The organism is Verruconatronum alginivorum (assembly GCF_056590205.1).
In genome coordinates, this window is sequence record NZ_JBWPVQ010000001.1 from 3,008,522 (window position 1) to 3,025,395 (window position 16,874).

The following is a 16,874-nucleotide window of genomic DNA, read 5'->3' on the forward strand; positions in this document are numbered from 1 at the left end:
AATCTTTTTTTTTGATTTCCGGGAGGCTCGGTCAGCGGATGTCCGGGGGGAGGGGTTAGAATGGAGGTCGAATGAAGGAAGCTCAGTTATATTTGCACACCGGCAATCGAATGGAAGACCTCGCGGAACGCCTGGCCGCGGTCTTGCGGCGGGGATCCGGCGATCCGTTCGCGGAGGAAAAGGTATTGGTGCAAAGCCGGGGGATGGGACGGTGGCTTTCGCTGCAGTTGGCCGATGCGCTCGGCATCTGCCTGAACGTCCGTTTTCCGTTTCCCCGGGAAGCGGTGGAGGATCTGCTCGCGGCGTTTGTGGCGGAATGGAAAGGAGCTCCGGGGTTCCAACGGGCGACGATGGTTTGGAAAGTTTACCGTCTGTTGCATGCGTTTCGGGAGGACCACCGGTTTCGGCCGATCGCGCGCTATCTGGAGGGAGACGACCTGTTGAAACGGCTCCAATTGGCCGATCGCGTGGCCAATCTGTTCGACCAGTATCTGATGTACCGTCCCGATTGGTTGATCGCATGGGAGCGGGGGGAGTTGGAAGAAGACTGGCAGGCGGTCCTCTGGCGGGAATTGGTGGCGGAATCGGGCGACGAGTTGCATCTGGCGCATGCCTGGCAACAACTCCGCCGGTCGCCGGGTGAGCCCGGGTCGGTCCCGTCCCGGCTTTGCGTGTTCGGGGTGTCGTCGCTGCCGCCGCTGTTCTTGGATGTCTTTCGCACCTATTCCTTTCACGGGGAGTTGCATCTTTTTCTCCTGCAACCGACCGATCAATATTGGGGCGATTTGGTCTCGAAAAAACAACAGGCCCGGATGGCGGAGCGGGATGCGGCGCGGACCTGTTATTTGGAAGAAGGGCACCCATTGGTCGCTTCCCTCGGACGGCAAGGCCAGGATTTGCTCAATCTGTTGATCGACGCCGGCTTCCAGCAGGCGGACGACCGGGAATGCTTTCAGCCGCCGGAGGGCGGTTCGCTGCTGGCGCGCTTGCAAGAGGACATTTTGACCCTGACCGACCGGGAAGCGGACGGTGGCGAGCGGCTCGAAGTCGATCCGGACGATGGTTCGATCCAGGTGCATTCGTGTCAAGGGCCGATGCGGGAGATCGAAGTGTTGCGGGACCAATTGCTGGAACGATTCGCCCACGATCCTGAACTCCGGCCGCGGGATGTTTTGGTGATGATTCCCGACATCGAGGCCTACGCCCCATACATCCAGGCGGTGTTTGGCGCCACCGGGGGCGGAGGGGAGAAGATCCCGTTTTCGGTGGTCGATCGTCGCCCCCGGTCCTCGCATCACGCCATCGACGTATGGTTCCGCTTGCTGGAATTGGCCAAAGGCCGGTTCGGGGCCCGGGAGGTGGTCGCGTTGCTGGAAAGTCCGCCATTCCGACTTCGTTTCGGTTTGACGGACCGGGAAGTGAACAGTCTGCGCGTCTGGATCCAATCCACCGGCATCCGATGGGGCATCGATGCCGAGCATCGGCAAAGCCAGGGACTCCCGCCGGTGGCCGAAACCACTTGGCGAAACGGCATCGACCAATGGTTGCTCGGATACGCGATGCGGGAATTCTCGGAGGAGCGGGCGACCTCGTTCGACGGATGTTTTCCGTTCGACGAAATCGAAGGTGGAAACATCCAACTGCTCGACCGCTTCCTCGGTGTATTCGATTTTCTATTTCGATCGCGCGAGAAGTTGACCGGGCGCCGGTCGTTGGAGGCGTGGTGTTCGACGCTGTCGGAAATCCTGGAGGAGTTGTTTGCCGGGATCGAAGAGACGGTCCGGGAGGTCGATGTGATCCGGGGAACGCTCGGAGGATTGAAACGGACCGCCGAGGCGGCGAAGGTTGCGGACGAAGTTTCGCTGGAGGTGATCCGGCATTTTCTCGAAAACACGATCGAGGAGAAAGCCCCCGGTGGCGGATTCCTGAGCGGCGGCGTCACCTTCTGCACGCTGCAACCGATGCGGACCATTCCGGCCCGGCTCGTCTGTCTGCTCGGAATGAACGACGATGCCTTTCCCCGGCGGCAGCAGCAACTCGGGTTCGACCGGATGCGGGACGACCACCGGACTGGCGACCGGTCGGTGAGGGAAGACGACCGTTATCTTTTCCTGGAAACGTTGCTGTCGGTGCGGGGCACGCTGCTGATCAGTTACTCCGGCCAATCGCCCCGCGATCTCACCGAAGCTCCCCCGTCGGTCCTGGTCAGCGAACTGCTCGACCACCTCGACCGGGTTTGCGCGTTTCCCGAGGGAAAGGATGCTCGCAGGTTTTTGGTTCGCCGTCACCGGTTGCAACCGTTTCATCCCGATTATTTCACCGGGGGACGCTTCTTCAGTTATTCGCGGGAAAACGAAGCCGCCTGCCGGAGTTTGACCGGCGAACAAATCCCCCCGCCGCCGTTCATGACCGAGGCACTCTCCGAACCGGAACCGGAGGCACGCACGGTCTCGGTCCAGCAACTCGTCCGGTTCTTTCGAAACCCGTCGGAATATTTCATCAAGGAGCGTCTCGGAATGCGTTTTCCTCAAGATGAAGCCGCCTTGGAGGATTCGGAGATCTTCGAAGTGAATCCACTCGATCAATACAGCCTCAAGAAGGAGGCGGTCGACGGGATCCTCGAAAAACGCGAGCCGCACGAATGGGAGCGGTTGCAAGCCCGCGGGCAGGCACCGCTCGGAACTCCCGGCCGGGCCGCCTGCCGGTCGATCGAACTCGCGGCCGAGAAGTTCGCCGAACGTTTGGTGGAAGTGATCGGCCCCGACGCTCCGAAGGAGAACCGCGCGGTCGACCTCGCTCTGGGGGATTTCCATCTGCGGGGCGAGATCGGACCGTTCGTCGGCGGGCGGTTGGTCTCCTACCGTCCGGCGAAGATCAAGGCCAAGGACAGGGTGGCCGCCTGGATTTACCATTTGGCGGCCTGCGCGGCGGGAGAGAGCGAACGGACCGTTTTGGTCGGGGAAGACGACGTTTTCGAGTTGGACCCCATCGCTCAAGAGGAGGCTCGGGAGCGACTGGAGGCGCTGCTCGGATATTATTGGCGGGGTCTGCGAGAGCCGCTGCCGTTCTTCGCCGACACCGCGTGGATCTTCTGCGAAACGATGGAAAAGAAAGGTGACCGGGAAAGCGCGATGGAGGCGGCCTGGACGCAATTCGTCGAACCGAGCGACTTCCGGAGTTGCGAGATGGAGAATACCTGGGTCGCGCATTGCTGGCGCGGACGGGAGGAAGATGCGATCGGCGATGATTTCGTGGCCATGGCGGTCGCCCTCTTTCAAGGATTCTTTCAAGCCGATGCAGCGGTCGGAGAAGGAGGAAAACGATGAGCGAACATTTCGAAGTCGGAAGAAACAGTATCGATCCGGGCATTACATTGATCGAGGCGAGCGCCGGAACCGGAAAGACCTTCGCGATCGCCGGGATGGTGGTTCGATTGGTGGCGGAGAAAGGGTATTCCCTCGACCGGATTCTGGTGGTGACCTTCACCGAAGCCGCGACCCAGGAGCTCCGCGACCGGGTGCGTTCGCGGATCCGCGAAGCGGTGATTCTGTTGGAGGAAGGCCGACCGACCGAAGATCCCGCCCTGGCGACATTTGTCGAAGCCGCGGAAGAGCGGAAGACGGCGGCGATCCGCAGTTTGAAGAACGCGTTGCTCGGATTCGACGAAGCGGCGATTTTCACCATTCACGGTTTCTGCCAACGGATGTTGAGGGAAAACGCCTTCGAAACCGGGGCGCTCTTCGATGTCGAGCTCTCGACCGACGCGGAGTCGGTTTGGCGGGAGACGGCGGAGGATTTTTGGCGGAAATGTTTTTACACCGCCTCGCCGGACGTCGGTTCGTTGGTGGTTTGGTTGCAGGCGAGAGGGAGACTTTCACCGGAGGTCTTGGTCGATTTGCTGCGGAAGATCTCGCGGCACCCGGAGTTGGAGATTTTGACGGAGAAGGAGACGTTTTCCTTCGAGCAATGCCGGGACCGTGTGACCGATCTGACAGAGGAGTTGCGCGGCTTGTGGCGATCGGACCGGGACACGATCGGTGCGGTGCTCCTGGAGACCAAAGCGTTGTCGGTGAATCAGAAAGATGGATACCCAACCGCTGTGATCGAGACGATACTCCGGGAGTTGGAGGAACTGGCGGGCGACGGGCCGCTTTCACCAACCGTCTGGGGGGCGTTGATGGGTTTGTCCGCCCGTCGGTTGGAAGAGAAGACCAAGAAGAACAAGGTGACCCCGGCGCATCCGTTTTTCGAGAAATGCGCGGAACTGGAGGAATTGATCGAGGCGTTTGTTCGATTGGCCCGTATTCGGTTTATGGATCTATCCCGGGATGGGCTGGCTGAAGCGAAGAAGCGTCGCAACGTGATCACCTTCGACGACCTCCTCACCCGCCTTTACGAAGGATTGAGAGGGTCGGGGGGCGATGGACTGGCCCGGGCGATCGGGCGGCGGTTTTCGGCGGCGTTGATCGATGAATTCCAGGATACTGACCCGGTGCAATGGGAGATCTTTTACCGGGTTTTCGGAGTCGGGGAGCATGTGCTTTATCTGATCGGCGATCCGAAACAGGCGATCTACGGTTTTCGGGGCGCCGATATTTTCACCTACCTGAAGGCGAGGGAGAAGGCGAATGGAAGGTTTACCCTCGGCACGAATTGGCGGTCCGACCGGGAACTCGTGGAAGGTGCGAACCAGCTTTTCTCCCGTCACGACGAGACCTTTGTCTTTCCCGAAATCGCCTTTTTCCCGGTGGATCCGTCCGACGGAAAGGCCGGATCGGAACTCGATCTCGGTACGAGCGGACTGGCTCCCGAGCCGTTGCAATTGGCTTGCGTCACCGGCGATGACGGCGAAGCGCTGGCGGTCGGTCCTGCCAAGGAACGGATTCTCGACCAGATGTTGAACGAAATCCGTCTCCTCTTGGGAGGCGAGGTGAAGCGGAACGCCGAGTCGCTCGAACCGGGCGACATCGCCATTCTGGTCAGGACCAACCGGGAAGCCGAGCGGGTGCGGGAGCGCCTGGTCGAAACCGGAATTCCGGCGGTGGTCCGGACGGATCGGTCGGTTTTGCAGACCGAGGAGGCGGAGCATTTGCTCCGGTTGCTGACGGCGATTCTGGAGCCGCATAAGAACGGATTGGTGAAAAGCTGTCTGGCGTCGCCACTTTTTGGATATGGTGCGTCGGAGATTCATGAGGTCGATCAAAACGAATCGGAGTGGCAGGAGTTGACCGAGCGATTCCACGGGTGGCAGGAGGCATGGGGACGGCATGGATTCATGCGGATGTTCCGGAGTTTCATGGCGGGAGAGGGGGTTTCCGCGCGGCTGCTGCGGTTGCGCGACGGAGAGCGGATGGTGACGAATTACCAACACATCGCCGAATGTTTGCACGCCGCCGAATACGAGCGGATGTTGACGCCGAACACGCTCACCCGTTGGTTGCGGGAGCAGAGCGAGCGGAGCGAAGGGGATGGCGACAGTTATGTGATCCGCTTGGAGAAGGACGAGAAGGCGGTGCAGATCGTGACGATCCACCGGAGCAAGGGCTTGGAATATCCGGTGGTCTTTTGCCCCTTCAATTGGACCAACGTGGTCGGCCGAAACAATGGACGCGATATTCTCTTCCATGATCGAAACAACGGCGACCGTCTGACCTGGGATTTGCGTCCGGAGCCCGATCCGGCGAACGTAGAGGCCTTCCGGCGCGAGCAATTGGCGGAGGCGATCCGACTCCTTTACGTCGGAGTCACCCGGGCGCGCAACCGGTGTTATCTTTTTTGGGCGGTGACCCGCGATTCGGCGAAGGCGGACAATTGCGCGTTGGCCCAGGCGTTCGGTTGCGGAGCGGCGGGCGGTCCGGATACCGCGCTCGCCGCGTTCGAAACACTCGGCGGAAACGCGGCGGCCGCGCTTCATCGACCGATCGCGTTGACCGGGCCGACGGAGTGGCGGATTCCGCGGCCCGCGGGCGAACGGTTGGCGGCGCGGATATTTGAAGGCAGTTTTTCGTCGGCTCCGTTGATCACGAGTTTCAGCGGTTTGGTCTCCCGGGCGCATGAGGAGGCGCCCGACCGGGACGCGTTGCCGGAACTGGCCCCGGCCGGGGCGGGCGCGGTCAAGGAGGGGGAGGAGTCCCCGGGACCGTCGATCTTCAATTTCCCGAAAGGAGCGAAGGCCGGAAACTTTTTCCATGGATTGCTCGAAGAAATCGATTTCACCCAACCGGACGAATTCGGGGAGAAGGTCGCGCGTTATTTGGGTTTTTATCGATTCGATCCGGCGTATGCTCCGGTGGTCGGGGCGACCCTCCGGGATCTGATGAACCTCCAGTTGCCGGGGCAATTGAAACTTGGAGAAATCGGATGGAGCGACCGGTTGGTGGAAGCGCCGTTTTACTTCCCGGTGAAGCGAATGTCCCCGGGAAAGTTGGCGGAGATGTTCGGGGCGAGCCAAGTGCCGGAAAACTTCCGGCGCGGATTGGGACGACTCGATTTCGATCCGGTTCATGGATACATGACCGGCTTCATTGACCTGGTGGTCCGCCACGGAGGCCGGTATTTCCTGGTTGATTGGAAATCGAATTGGCTCGGGGCGGATCGGTCCGCTTACGACGGGAAGGCCTTGCGCGAAGCGATGAGCGGCAACTTTTATTATCTTCAATATCACCTCTACACGTTGGCGCTCGATCGTCATCTGAGTTGCACGTTGGCGGATTACGATTACGAGCGGCATTTCGGCGGAGTGTATTATTTATTCCTGCGCGGAATCGACACAGGAGAGGGTCAGACGGGGGTGTTTTATGATCGACCGTCGCTGGAAACGGTGCGGGCGATGCGGGAGAATTTGCTGGAGGAAACGGAACTGCGAACGGAGGCGACGCGATGACAATTGATTTAGACGAAATCCTTCAATCTCCCGCATTCGGCGACCTCGACCGCCGGTTCGCCCGGTTCGTCGCGGGACGGGGGATCGGGCGCGAAGACCTGGCCGGAGTCGCGGCGGCGGTGGCGAGTTATCAACTACGCCGCGGACGAGTGTTCCTGGATCTGACACGGGCTCCCGAGTGGGACAACGCGGAGGAAGCTCCGGTGAACGATTGGCCGGATCTCGCATTCTGGCGGGAAGGACTGCGAAAGTCTCCGGCGGTCGGATCTCCGGGTGAGGCCAAACCGCTCTTGTTGACCGAGGGCGGAAAGCTCTATCTGCAACGGTATTGGTTGTATGAGAAACGCTTCGCGGAGAAACTGCGGGAGAGATCGGCGGTTCGAGCCGACTCGTTGCCGGTGGAAGTGGAGCGGCGACTGGAGGAATTGTTTCCGGAGGCGCCGGAGCAAAAGGCGGCGGCGCGCAACGCCTGGATGCGCGGGTTTTCGCTGATCTCGGGGGGACCCGGAACCGGGAAGACGACAACTGTGTTGAAAATCCTGATACTTTTCTTGGAGCAAAACCCGGAGCTGGCGATTCATTTGGCGGCCCCGACCGGAAAAGCGGCGGCGCGGTTGGCGGAGAGTTTGCGGTCTGGATTGGGGAGGATCGAATGTCCGGAAGCGGTGCGCGCCCGACTGGAGGCGCAGGAAGCTTCGACGATCCACCGGGTGCTCGGAGCGGTTCCCGGTTCGGTTTACTTTCGTCACGACGCCAACAATCCGTTGCCCGCCGACCTGGTGATCCTCGATGAAGCGTCGATGGTCGATTTGCCTTTGATGGCGAAGTTGTTCGACGCCCTGCCGTCGGCCTGCCGGGTGGTGATGTTGGGGGACAAAGACCAATTGGCCTCGGTCGAAGCGGGATCGGTTTTGGGTGGAATCGTCGAGGCGGCGATCGGGGAGGACGCCGAAAGACGGGCGCCATTGGAAGGAGCGGTCACCTTGCTCGAACGGAATTACCGGTTTGGAAACGAAAGTGGAATCTTCCGGGTGTGCGAAGCCGTCCGCCAAGGCGATCCCTCAGCGACTTTGGAAATATTGCGCAACGACAGGGCGGTTGGTGGCGACGTCGCGTGGCGGGAGCTTCCGGCTCCGGCGGATCTCAAGGAGGCGTTGCGGCCCGTGGTGTTGGAGCGGTTCGGGGAGTTTGTCAGGAAGACCGATCCAGGGGAAGCGTTGGAGGCGTTCGGGCGGTTCCAGATATTGACCGCCCTTCGTCAGGGTCCTTATGGTAAGGAGAGTTTGAATACGCTGGTGGAAGAGATTTTGCGGGAGGAAGGGGTGATCCTTCCCGGTCGGCGGAATTTCCCGGGACGACCGCTGATGGTGACGGAAAACGATTACGCTCTCCGGTTGTTCAATGGTGATCTGGGGGTGTTGCTGGAGGACGAGGAGAGGAAGTTGATGGCTTATTTCCGCAACGAAGATGGTTCGATCCGAAAGGTGTCGCCGCTGCGGTTGCCGTCGGCCGAACCGGCGTTTGCCATGACCGTCCACAAGGCGCAAGGCTCGGAGTTTGACGAAGTCCTGACGATCTTTCCGGCGCACGATTCGCGGATTCTCACCCGCGAGTTGGTTTACACCGCGATCAGCCGGGCCCGGAAGCGAGTGGAAGTTTGGAGTGGCGAGGATGTTCTAGTGGCGGCGGTAGGCCGGAAGGTTTCGCGCGGATCCGGTTTGTCGGAGATGCTCGCGGCCGGGTAGGCTTTCCCTTCTTTCGGGCTCTCCACTGGGAGGGATGGCATCCTGCCGTCCGCCGTCGGCGTCGTTCTCAGGGATAGGTCGGCTGGGAAGCCAACCCTCCGATTTGGCATTGGGGGGGGTATGGAGCGAGGCCTTTTGCTTCGGCCAGACGCGGATCGAAGCAGAACGGGGTTTTGTCGACGATTCGCCAGCTTGAGAAGACGGAGTGGGCGGGATTGAGGAGGTAGTTGAATTCTTCCGGGATGATGACGCTGGGGACCCGCATGACTGGTGATCGACCAGCGGCAATCCATTCGTCGCCCGGTTTCCGGGTGGATTGCGGAATGATCGGAGCCTGCCAATCCGGTGGCAGGTCGTTGACGTCGACGGATTCGACCCAGGATTCGTCGATTTCCAATCCGATCAACAGGAGTCTTCGTCCCAATGTCTGGGGCGTGAGATGCACCAAAGTCTCGAGCGCGGCCAAGGCGCGGCTTTCGGCGGTGTAAACCATCCGGGTGCCGGGACTGTTCCAGCGGCCGCCGAACAGCCGGGCTCCCTCGCCATCGAAGGCGGTATTGGCCTGGCTCTCAGGGACGATTCGCCAAACCGTGAGGGGCATCAGGAAAAGACGCCGTATTCGATTCGGCCGAGGACGTTTTCGACCTCCCGGGCACCCGCCTCCGTTTCCGCGAAGGTGAGGGGAGTGGTGAAACCGAGGGCGCGGGCGGGAGTCTTCAGCCAATCGCGTGCGGCCTCCTCGCCGCCCAATACTTCGACGGCCCGGGAGAAAAGGCGGGCGAAGCGCACCAGGCGATCCGATTCCTCGCGGTCGAACCTCCCGCTCTTCTTGCGGCGGGCCAGGGTGCTGCGTGAAATCGCCAGTTTTTCGGCCAATTCTTCGCCGGTTAAATCAAGGAGATCCCGGAGCGCCTCAAATTCCGACATCGGCAAACCGGCCTGGATCCGCTCCACCACTTGGGCGACCCCAGTGACCACCGGTCGTTTCGGCCGGCGACCCGGGCGAACATTGTAGGCGTAAACAACCGCCGGTTCCTCGACTTGGTCGGGGGCGGGAGAAATTTGTTTTTTAGGGGGTTGGTTCATATGGGAATAAATAAAGGTTCAAATGAGTGGATTGTCAAGCGGCAATTTCCGGCTAAGGGCACCCAACCGTGCACACTCGGTCCGAGGCAACCGAGGTGAGGGGCCGAAGTTCGAATTCGTTCAACCGGATGGCCATGGGTTTCTCAGTGAACCCTCCGGGGACTCAAACCGTCTCCACTTGCAGTTTTTCGGCGACCGCCAAGCTGAGGGTGATCTCTCCGCGCGGCCGACTCCGAGCCAGACGGAGAATTCCTCCGACATCGTCCCTTTGTTTCACCGTCACCTGCGCCCCCGGCTGAAGGTGTTTGTCGTCGAGAAAACGCAAGAACTCCGCCAAAGACTTGATCATCGTTGTGGCGGTGCCGGGTGAGACGCCGGGCGAGCTGGAGAGACTTCCCATCTGCCAGCGCCAACGCCGACGAGCGTGTAGCTCGGGGTTTCCGTTTCGAAAGGCGCCGTCCTTGTTTGCCGGGTCACGTAACGCACGTCAGTGCCGACGAAATATCCGTTCATGCGCCAGGCCAACTCCGTTCCGAACCGCAGCGGAGGAATCCTGGGCAGCGGCTCGTTCGTGGTGCGGTCATCCGCTTTCACCCAAGCCGTCCGCCAGATCCAATCCAAGGTGGGGCCACCGCCTCGGCCTTCTTCGATCAAATGCCAGGTCGCTTCCGCTTCCGCTCCGAAATCTCCGTTCTGATCCTTGCTGAGGGCACGAAAAAAGGCGATCTTCGAGAAGATCGCCTTTTCTAAAGTGGTGGTGGGAGTCGGATTCGAACCAACGAAGGGGAAACCCCGGCAGATTTACAGTCTGCATCCTTTAGCCACTTGGATATCCCACCGATTGGGAAAGGTCTTAAGCTACCGACGAAGGTTCGTATGCCAAGTGTTTTCTGCGGAATTTTTTAATTACAGGAGCCCTGCTTCGTGGAAACTGTAAAAACCGCGGCCGCGAGGGTCGCAGGAGGCGTCGCCGACGATGATGTGGTCGAGGAAATCGATCCCGACGGTGCGGGAGGCTTCCCGGAGTTGGCGGGTCACCTGGATGTCGGCGGAGCTCGGGCTCGGGTCGCCGCTCGGGTGGTTGTGGACGCCGACGATGGCGAGGGCGCCGAGGCGGATCGCTTCGCGGAAAACTTCCCGGGGATGGACCAGGCTGCTGCTGGCGGTGCCGGAGGTGACTTCGACCCGTTTGATCAGGACGTTTTTCCGGTTGAGGCAAAGCACCCAGAATTTCTCGACGTCGAGTCCGGCGGCGATTGGCCGGAAGTGGGCGAAAATCAGTTCCGGGGTGTTGAGAATGGGTTGTCCGCCGCCTTGTTGGGAGAGGACCCGTTTAGCGATCTCCATCACGGTGATCAGTTGCAATGCTTTCACTTTGCCGATGCCTTTGAGGCGGCGAAAGTCGGTTTCCTGCCACTTCAGAAGCCCCGCCAGCGAGCCTGACTCGCTGATGACCTGGGTGGCGAGCCCCATTACATCGAGGTCGCGGCTGCCGCTGCGCAGGAGCATCGCGAGCAGCTCCGTGTCGCTGAGCGCGGTTGGGCCGAGGCGCTCCAGACGTTCCTGGGGCCTGTCATTGACTGCTAAACTCCTCAAATGATTCGGGGAATACATAACGGGGGCTGTCACATTTTTAAAGGTAGGGTGTTTGCCCTACTTTGGGCCAGCAAAAAGTCGTTTGGATTTTGCAAAAATGATGTAAAAAAACCGGATGGAAAAAATCCGATGAATGCCCTAGGGTGGAATGGATGAATAAAATTCGCGTTGTTGTTTGGGGAGAGAACGTTCATGAGCAGAAGAACGAGACCGTTGCCGGGATTTATCCGGATGGGATGCACACGGTAATCGCCGATGGTTTGCGTCAGCGGGAAAACCTGGAGGTGAGCACCGCCACATTGCAGGAGCCGGAGCATGGATTGACGGCGGAGCGGTTGGCGGAGACCGATGTATTGACCTGGTGGGGTCACGCCGCCCATCGGGCGGTTTCGGATGAAGTGGTGGACCGGGTCCAGAAGCGGGTTTTGGAGGGGATGGGATTGATCGTCCTTCATTCCGGGCATTACGCCAAAATTTTCAAACGGTTGATGGGGACCACCTGTTCGCTGACCTGGCGGGAGGCCGGGGAGAAGGAGCGGGTTTGGGTGTGCAATCCGGGCCATCCGATCGCGGCCGGGATCGACCGTTATTTTGAAGTCGAGCAGTCTGAAATGTATGGCGAGCCGTTTGCGATTCCTCCGGCGGACGAGCAGGTCTTCATTTCATGGTTCGAGGGGGGCGATGTTTTCCGGAGCGGCTGCTGTTGGCGGCGGGGGAACGGGAAGATTTTCTATTTCAGTCCGGGGCACGAGACTTATCCGATTTACCACAATCCGACCATTCAGCGGGTAATCGCCAACGCGGTGGAATGGGCCCGTCCGCAAGGGACGTGGGTCGACAGTTGCCCGCAGGTCCCCGCCGATAAGGCGGCGGAAAAGCTCACCGTGAAAGGCCCGCGCCTGCATCGCGAAGGCGAAGCGGGGTTTCGGTAGAGGGGCAGGGGTGTCGGGTGTCAGGCGTCCGGGTGTCGGGGATTCAGGTGTCAGGGATTCAGTGTGTTACTCAAGCCCTCACCTGAATCCCTTAATGCCTGACACCAGAACCCTTTTTACAGGTAGAACCGGACGTAGGCGTTGCGGCGGAGGCGTTCCAACCAGCGGGTTTGGGCTTCGCGGGCCATTTGGCTGGCGAGGATCGTTTCGATCTCGTCGCGGACTTCGTGGATCGGTTGGATGCCGGCTTCGCGGCGGTCTTCGACGTAGAGGATGTAGATTCCTTCGCGGGCGGAAATCGGGTCGGAAGCTTCGCCGACGGCGAGGGCGGCGATGATGTCCTTCCAGTCTTCGCGGAGTTCGTCGGTCTTGATCCAGCCCCAGCTGCCCCCTTCGCGGCGGCGGCGGTCCTGGCTGTAACGGCGGGCGAGGTCGGCGAAGGAATCGCCTTCGGCCAGGCGGCGCTCGATGGTTTCGGCCGTTTGCAGCAGGACGTCTTGGCTTTCGTTGGTCAACGACGTCAGTTGGATGATCCGGAGGTGGACCGCTTCGTCCTGGTAAAAGGTGTGCTTCTTTTCCTCGTAAAAGCGTTCCATCCGTTCGGGGCTGACGATCGACTCGGAACGTCGCATCTGGCTCCGCATGTATTGGACGATGATCCGTTCTTCGAGGTCGCGGCGGAAGTCCCGGACGGAAATGCCCTGGCTGTTCAGGTATTGGAGGAAACGTCCGCGGTCGCCGTCGAAATCCTGGCGGATCAATTCCTTGAGCTCGTTTTCGAGAAAACTCCGGGGGATTTGGTAACCTTCCTTGCGAAAGTGTTTCACGATCAGAACCCGGTCGACGAGGCTGTGGACGACTTCGTCCCAAAGGGTGCGGAGTTGTTGTTGGAACTCGGCTTCGTTGCGGGCGTCGCGTTGAAGTTGGGGGATGAGGAGGGCGATTTCGCGTTGGACCTCGTCGATGGTGATGATCCGGTCTTCGACGATCGCGGCGATGCCGTTGGCGACCTGCATTTCGCCGGAACGTTGTTGGGCTTGGGGCGCGGGCAGGCCGCCCGGGACCAAGGCGCCGGGATTAACGGGAGTTCCCGGGACGGTGGCGGTTGCGGAGAGGGCCAGACCGAACAGGAAGGTGAATATGGTGAAAAACCGCAAAAAAGTGGGCATGTCAGATTCGTTGAAGAAAAGTGATGATTTCCTGCAAGCGTAGGAGGGGCTTCGGTCGGGTCAAGCGGGGAAAGCGTTGTCCGACTTTCACGAAATCTTCTTTCTGGCCGGAGGCGCGGAGGCATTTGAGGAGGTTTCCCTCGGTTTCGACTGACAGAATTCCCTTTTTCTCCGCGAGGCAGCGGACACGGGTGGCCAGTCCGAGGGCGACCACCGGTTCGGGAAGGGGGCCGAACCGATCCTTCATGGAAGCTTCGACCTCGTCGACTTGCTTGAGGGTTTCGGCCAAGGCGTATTGCCGGTAGAAATCGATTCGGAGACGGGTTTCGTCAATGTAGTCGAGCGGAATCCGGGCTTGAATCAGCGGGGCGGATTCGCCGAGGTCTGCGCGTTTGAGCACGGTGTAGGCGTCCTCGTAGCGGGAACCGGTGTCGGATTCGGCGTCCCCCTCGCCGAAGAAGACGAAATCGAGTTTCAAGGTGGCGCGAAGGGTGACCGCCTGTTCTTCGCCCTTGAGGCGTCCGATGCTTTGGCGGAGAAGCTGGCAGTAGAGTTCGAAACCGACTCCGGCGATGTGACCGCTCTGGGCGGCACCGAGGAGGTTGCCGGCTCCCCGGAGTTCGAGGTCGCGCATGGCGATCCGGAAACCGGCGCCGAGCTGGGTGTTCTGCCGGAGGGTCGCCAATCGCTTGCGGGCCAGGTCGAGGACCCGGCCGTGGCGTTGGAGGAGGAGATAGGCGTAGGCCTGGTGGGTGAAACGCCCGACCCGGCCCCGGATCTGGTAAAGCTGCGCCAATCCGAAGCGGTCGGCGGCTTCGATGATGATCGTGTTGCAGTTGGGGATGTCGATGCCCGACTCGATGATGGTGGTGCAGACTAAAACGTCGTAACGGCCGTCGACGAAATCGGTCATGATCCGCTCCAGCTGGTGTTCGCTCATTTGGCCGTGTCCGACCACCACCCGGGCTTCCGGGACCAGTTCCTGGAGCCGTTGGGCGACGGCCTCGATGGAGGTGACCCGGTTGTGGAGATAGAAAACCTGGCCCCCGCGCCGGATTTCGTAGCGGAGGGCTTCGGTGACCAGTTTGTCGTCGTAGTTTTTGACGATCGTTTTCACCGGAAGGCGGTTGACCGGGGCGGTTTCGATGACGCTCAGATCGCGGGCGCCGGTGAGGGCCATGTAGAGGGTCCGGGGGATCGGGGTGGCGCTCATCGAGAGAACGTCGACGGTGGCGCGGAGTTGTTTTAAATTCTCCTTTTGCCGGACGCCGAACCGGTGTTCCTCGTCGATCACCACCAACCCGAGGTCGGCGAAGCGGATGTCCTTGCCGAACAAGGTGTGGGTGCCGACCACGATATCGATTTGTCCGGTCTGGAGGCCGGCGTGGATCTTCGCTTTTTGGGAAGGAGTGCGGAACCGGCTGAGCATCTCGACCACCACGGGGTAGTCGGCCATCCGTTCGCGGAAGGTGCGGAAATGTTGCTGGGCCAGCACGGTGGTCGGGACCAAAATGACGACCTGTTTTCCTCCCATCACCGCTTTGAAGGCGGCCCGGATCGCGACCTCGGTTTTGCCGAAGCCGACGTCGCCGCAGAGGAGGCGGTCCATCGGACGGGCCTCCTCCATATCCTCTTTGGCTTCGTTGATCGCGCGAAGTTGGTCGGGGGTTTCCTCGAAGAGGAAGGCGTTTTCGAACTCGCGTTGCCAGGTGTTGTCCTGAGGGAAGGCGAAGCCTTGGAGCGACTCCCGCTTCGCCTGGAGGGCGAGAAGGTCGGCGGCCATGTCGAGGATGCCCCGTTCGGCGGCCCGCCGGGTTTTCTCCCATTGCTTCGAACCGATCCGTCCGAGCGTCGGGCGGGCCTTGGTCAGGCCGACGTAACGGCTCAACAGGTGGCTCTCGTGCAACGGCACATGGAGCATGACCGCATCGGCGAACTCGATCGAAATCATTTCGCGGATCTGTCCGCGCGACTCGATTTTGCCGATGCCGCGGAAGATGCAGATGCCGTGTTGTAGATGGACCAGATGGTCGCCCTCGACCAATTCGGAAAAATCGAGCAGTTGATCGACCTGGCTGCGGTTGACGGTGGCCCGGGTGCGGGCGGTGGTCCGGCGCTGGCGGTAGCGTCCGAAAATCTCGCTGTCGGAAGCGACCACCACCCCGGCGCGACCGGCGGCCTTTGGCCAGGAGAGGGCGGCGCTTTCCTTGTCGAAGAGAATTCGGAAGCCCTCGTGCAAATGGCCGCGGAGGAATTCCGGGGCGAAGTCGGCGAGTTTGGCATCCTCGGCGATGATTTCGCGCAGGCGTTCTTCTTCGCCCTCATTGTTGGTGACCAAAAAAACCGCGTAGTTGTCGGCCTCCCAGCGCCGGAGTTGGCGGAGGAATTGGATGCGGGCCTGTTGTTCGCTGAAAAGCCGGTCTTCGCCGACCTCGTTGGAGGCGGTGAAAGTCCGGTAGTTAGCCAACGGCTCGGTGGCGTAGGCGAGCTCGATCGCGTCGGCGCCGAACAACGGACTGGAGAGCTCGAGGTCGGCCAACCCGAGCCAGGTGTCGTCGGTTTTCTGACGGATCCGCTGGAGTCCGTCGAGCGAATGGAGGAGGGCGCCGGGGTCGGATTCGTTCCAGAGGGATTCGACCAATTCCTCGAGGCGGACCGGTTCGTGGAGGATCCAGTGGACCCGGGGGCCGAGGTGGTCGGTGATGCCGGTGGTGCGGGCGGCGGGGAGGGCGGTGGGGGAGGCGCTGATCACCACCTGGTCGAGCTTTTCGCCGGAACGTTGGGTCGCCGGATCGAACCGCCGGATCTCTTCGATCTGGTCGCCGAAGAAATCGATCCGGACCGGCGCGGTGGCGGTCACCGGGTAAAGATCGACGATGCCGCCGCGGACCGCGTATTCGCCCGGGGATTCGCAGAGGATTTCGCAATCGTAGTTGAGGGAGCGCAACGTATCGACCAAGGCGGAAAACTTCTGCGTCTGGCCCGCCCGCAACACGACCTCCTGACGGCCCACCTCCTCGGCCGACGGCACTCCCTGGAGGAGGGCGAGCGGGGTGGTGACGACGACCAGGTTGCGGCTGGAGCCGGGGAAATCGCGTTCCTGTTTGAGACGGCTCAAGACCGAAAGCCGGTCGATTTCGATGTCGAAATCGCGCCGTCCGTCGTCGCTCCCCCGAATCTCCCGTTCCGGCAGCAAGAGCGGTTCCACGGCCAAGTCGCGTTCGGACAAAGCGGCGAAAAAGGCCAGATCCTCCAGCGTTTGGTCGGCGGTCCGGCGGTCGGCGACGACCAGAATGGCGGGGGCGCCCCGGCGGGCGGCGAGAAACTCGACCACGACGGCCGGAAGCGCGGGCGGGCTCACCCCGGTGACGAGGATCTTACGGATGGCCTCGCGGGCGAAGGCGGCCGGCGGCGCAAACGGCTCGGGGCGAACGGACTTCCGTTGGGTTGCTTTAGCCACGGG

General features: G+C 61.0%; 11 protein-coding genes and 1 tRNA gene. 4 read left to right on the forward strand and 8 right to left on the reverse strand.

Going from position 1 to position 16,874, the window contains the following annotated elements; genetic code table 11:
• Positions 1-71: 71 nt before the first annotated feature.
• The 3 genes from recC to recD are packed head-to-tail and all read left to right on the forward strand — an operon-like array spanning position 72 to position 8,628.
• Positions 72-3,326 (forward strand): exodeoxyribonuclease V subunit gamma, encoded by a 3,255-nt coding sequence (gene recC, locus ACWUI2_RS10830; RefSeq protein ID WP_486982870.1) that lies wholly within the window; start codon positions 72-74, stop codon positions 3,324-3,326.
• Positions 3,323-6,883, forward strand: coding sequence for an exodeoxyribonuclease V subunit beta (gene recB / locus ACWUI2_RS10835; RefSeq protein WP_486982871.1), 3,561 nt, complete (start codon positions 3,323-3,325; stop codon positions 6,881-6,883). Before recC ends, recB begins: the two co-directional genes overlap by 4 nt.
• A complete protein-coding gene (gene recD, locus ACWUI2_RS10840) occupies positions 6,880-8,628 on the forward strand; it encodes an exodeoxyribonuclease V subunit alpha (protein ID WP_486982872.1) in 1,749 nt (582 codons plus the stop codon). The genes recB and recD overlap by 4 nt, the downstream gene beginning before the upstream one ends.
• A gap of 67 nt (positions 8,629-8,695) precedes the next feature.
• Here recD and ACWUI2_RS10845 read toward each other — a convergent pair whose 3' ends face one another.
• The 6 genes from ACWUI2_RS10845 to radC form a co-directional block, all read right to left on the reverse strand.
• Positions 8,696-9,229 (reverse strand): RES family NAD+ phosphorylase, encoded by a 534-nt coding sequence (locus ACWUI2_RS10845; protein WP_486982873.1) that lies wholly within the window; start codon positions 9,227-9,229, stop codon positions 8,696-8,698.
• A complete protein-coding gene (parS, locus tag ACWUI2_RS10850) occupies positions 9,229-9,714 on the reverse strand; it encodes a type II RES/Xre toxin-antitoxin system antitoxin (protein ID WP_486982874.1) in 486 nt (161 codons plus the stop codon). The genes ACWUI2_RS10845 and parS overlap by 1 nt, the downstream gene beginning before the upstream one ends.
• Positions 9,715-9,877: 163 nt before the next feature.
• Positions 9,878-10,063, reverse strand: coding sequence for a ferrous iron transport protein A (locus ACWUI2_RS10855; RefSeq protein ID WP_486982875.1), 186 nt, complete (start codon positions 10,061-10,063; stop codon positions 9,878-9,880).
• Entirely contained in the window at positions 10,060-10,515 is a 456-nt protein-coding gene (locus ACWUI2_RS10860; protein WP_486985059.1) for a TonB-dependent receptor domain-containing protein, read from the reverse strand. Before ACWUI2_RS10860 ends, ACWUI2_RS10855 begins: the two co-directional genes overlap by 4 nt.
• Positions 10,467-10,553: transfer RNA gene (locus ACWUI2_RS10865), tRNA-Tyr, on the reverse strand. The genes ACWUI2_RS10860 and ACWUI2_RS10865 overlap by 49 nt, the downstream gene beginning before the upstream one ends.
• A gap of 67 nt (positions 10,554-10,620) precedes the next feature.
• Complete coding sequence (gene radC, locus ACWUI2_RS10870) at positions 10,621-11,310, reverse strand: RadC family protein (protein WP_486982876.1); 690 nt, start codon at positions 11,308-11,310, stop codon at positions 10,621-10,623.
• A 152-nt stretch (positions 11,311-11,462) separates the two neighbouring features.
• On the opposite strand from radC, the gene ACWUI2_RS10875 reads away from it, so the two are divergent.
• Positions 11,463-12,242 (forward strand): ThuA domain-containing protein, encoded by a 780-nt coding sequence (locus ACWUI2_RS10875; protein WP_486982877.1) that lies wholly within the window; start codon positions 11,463-11,465, stop codon positions 12,240-12,242.
• Between the two features lie 116 nt (positions 12,243-12,358).
• Here the strand turns inward: ACWUI2_RS10875 and ACWUI2_RS10880 are convergent, their stop codons facing one another.
• Positions 12,359-13,411 carry a peptidylprolyl isomerase gene (locus ACWUI2_RS10880; protein ID WP_486982878.1) on the reverse strand — a complete coding sequence of 351 codons (1,053 nt, stop codon included), beginning with the start codon at positions 13,409-13,411 and terminating at the stop codon, positions 12,359-12,361.
• 1 nt (position 13,412) lies between these two features.
• On the reverse strand, positions 13,413-16,871 hold the full coding sequence (mfd, locus tag ACWUI2_RS10885; protein ID WP_486982879.1) for a transcription-repair coupling factor: 3,459 nt from the start codon (positions 16,869-16,871) through the stop codon (positions 13,413-13,415).
• Positions 16,872-16,874 lie beyond the last annotated feature (3 nt).

Excerpts from the sequence above, each read along its gene's own strand:
- recC (WP_486982870.1), top strand. The coding sequence starts at position 72 with ATGAAGGAAGCTCAGTTATATTTGCACACCGGCAATCGAATGGAAGAC.
- recB (WP_486982871.1), top strand. The coding sequence starts at position 3,323 with ATGAGCGAACATTTCGAAGTCGGAAGAAACAGTATCGATCCGGGCATT.
- recD (WP_486982872.1), top strand. The coding sequence starts at position 6,880 with ATGACAATTGATTTAGACGAAATCCTTCAATCTCCCGCATTCGGCGAC.
- ACWUI2_RS10845 (WP_486982873.1), bottom strand. The coding sequence starts at position 9,229 with ATGCCCCTCACGGTTTGGCGAATCGTCCCTGAGAGCCAGGCCAATACC.
- parS (WP_486982874.1), bottom strand. The coding sequence starts at position 9,714 with ATGAACCAACCCCCTAAAAAACAAATTTCTCCCGCCCCCGACCAAGTC.
- ACWUI2_RS10855 (WP_486982875.1), bottom strand. The coding sequence starts at position 10,063 with ATGATCAAGTCTTTGGCGGAGTTCTTGCGTTTTCTCGACGACAAACAC.
- ACWUI2_RS10875 (WP_486982877.1), top strand. The coding sequence starts at position 11,463 with ATGAATAAAATTCGCGTTGTTGTTTGGGGAGAGAACGTTCATGAGCAG.
- ACWUI2_RS10880 (WP_486982878.1), bottom strand. The coding sequence starts at position 13,411 with ATGCCCACTTTTTTGCGGTTTTTCACCATATTCACCTTCCTGTTCGGT.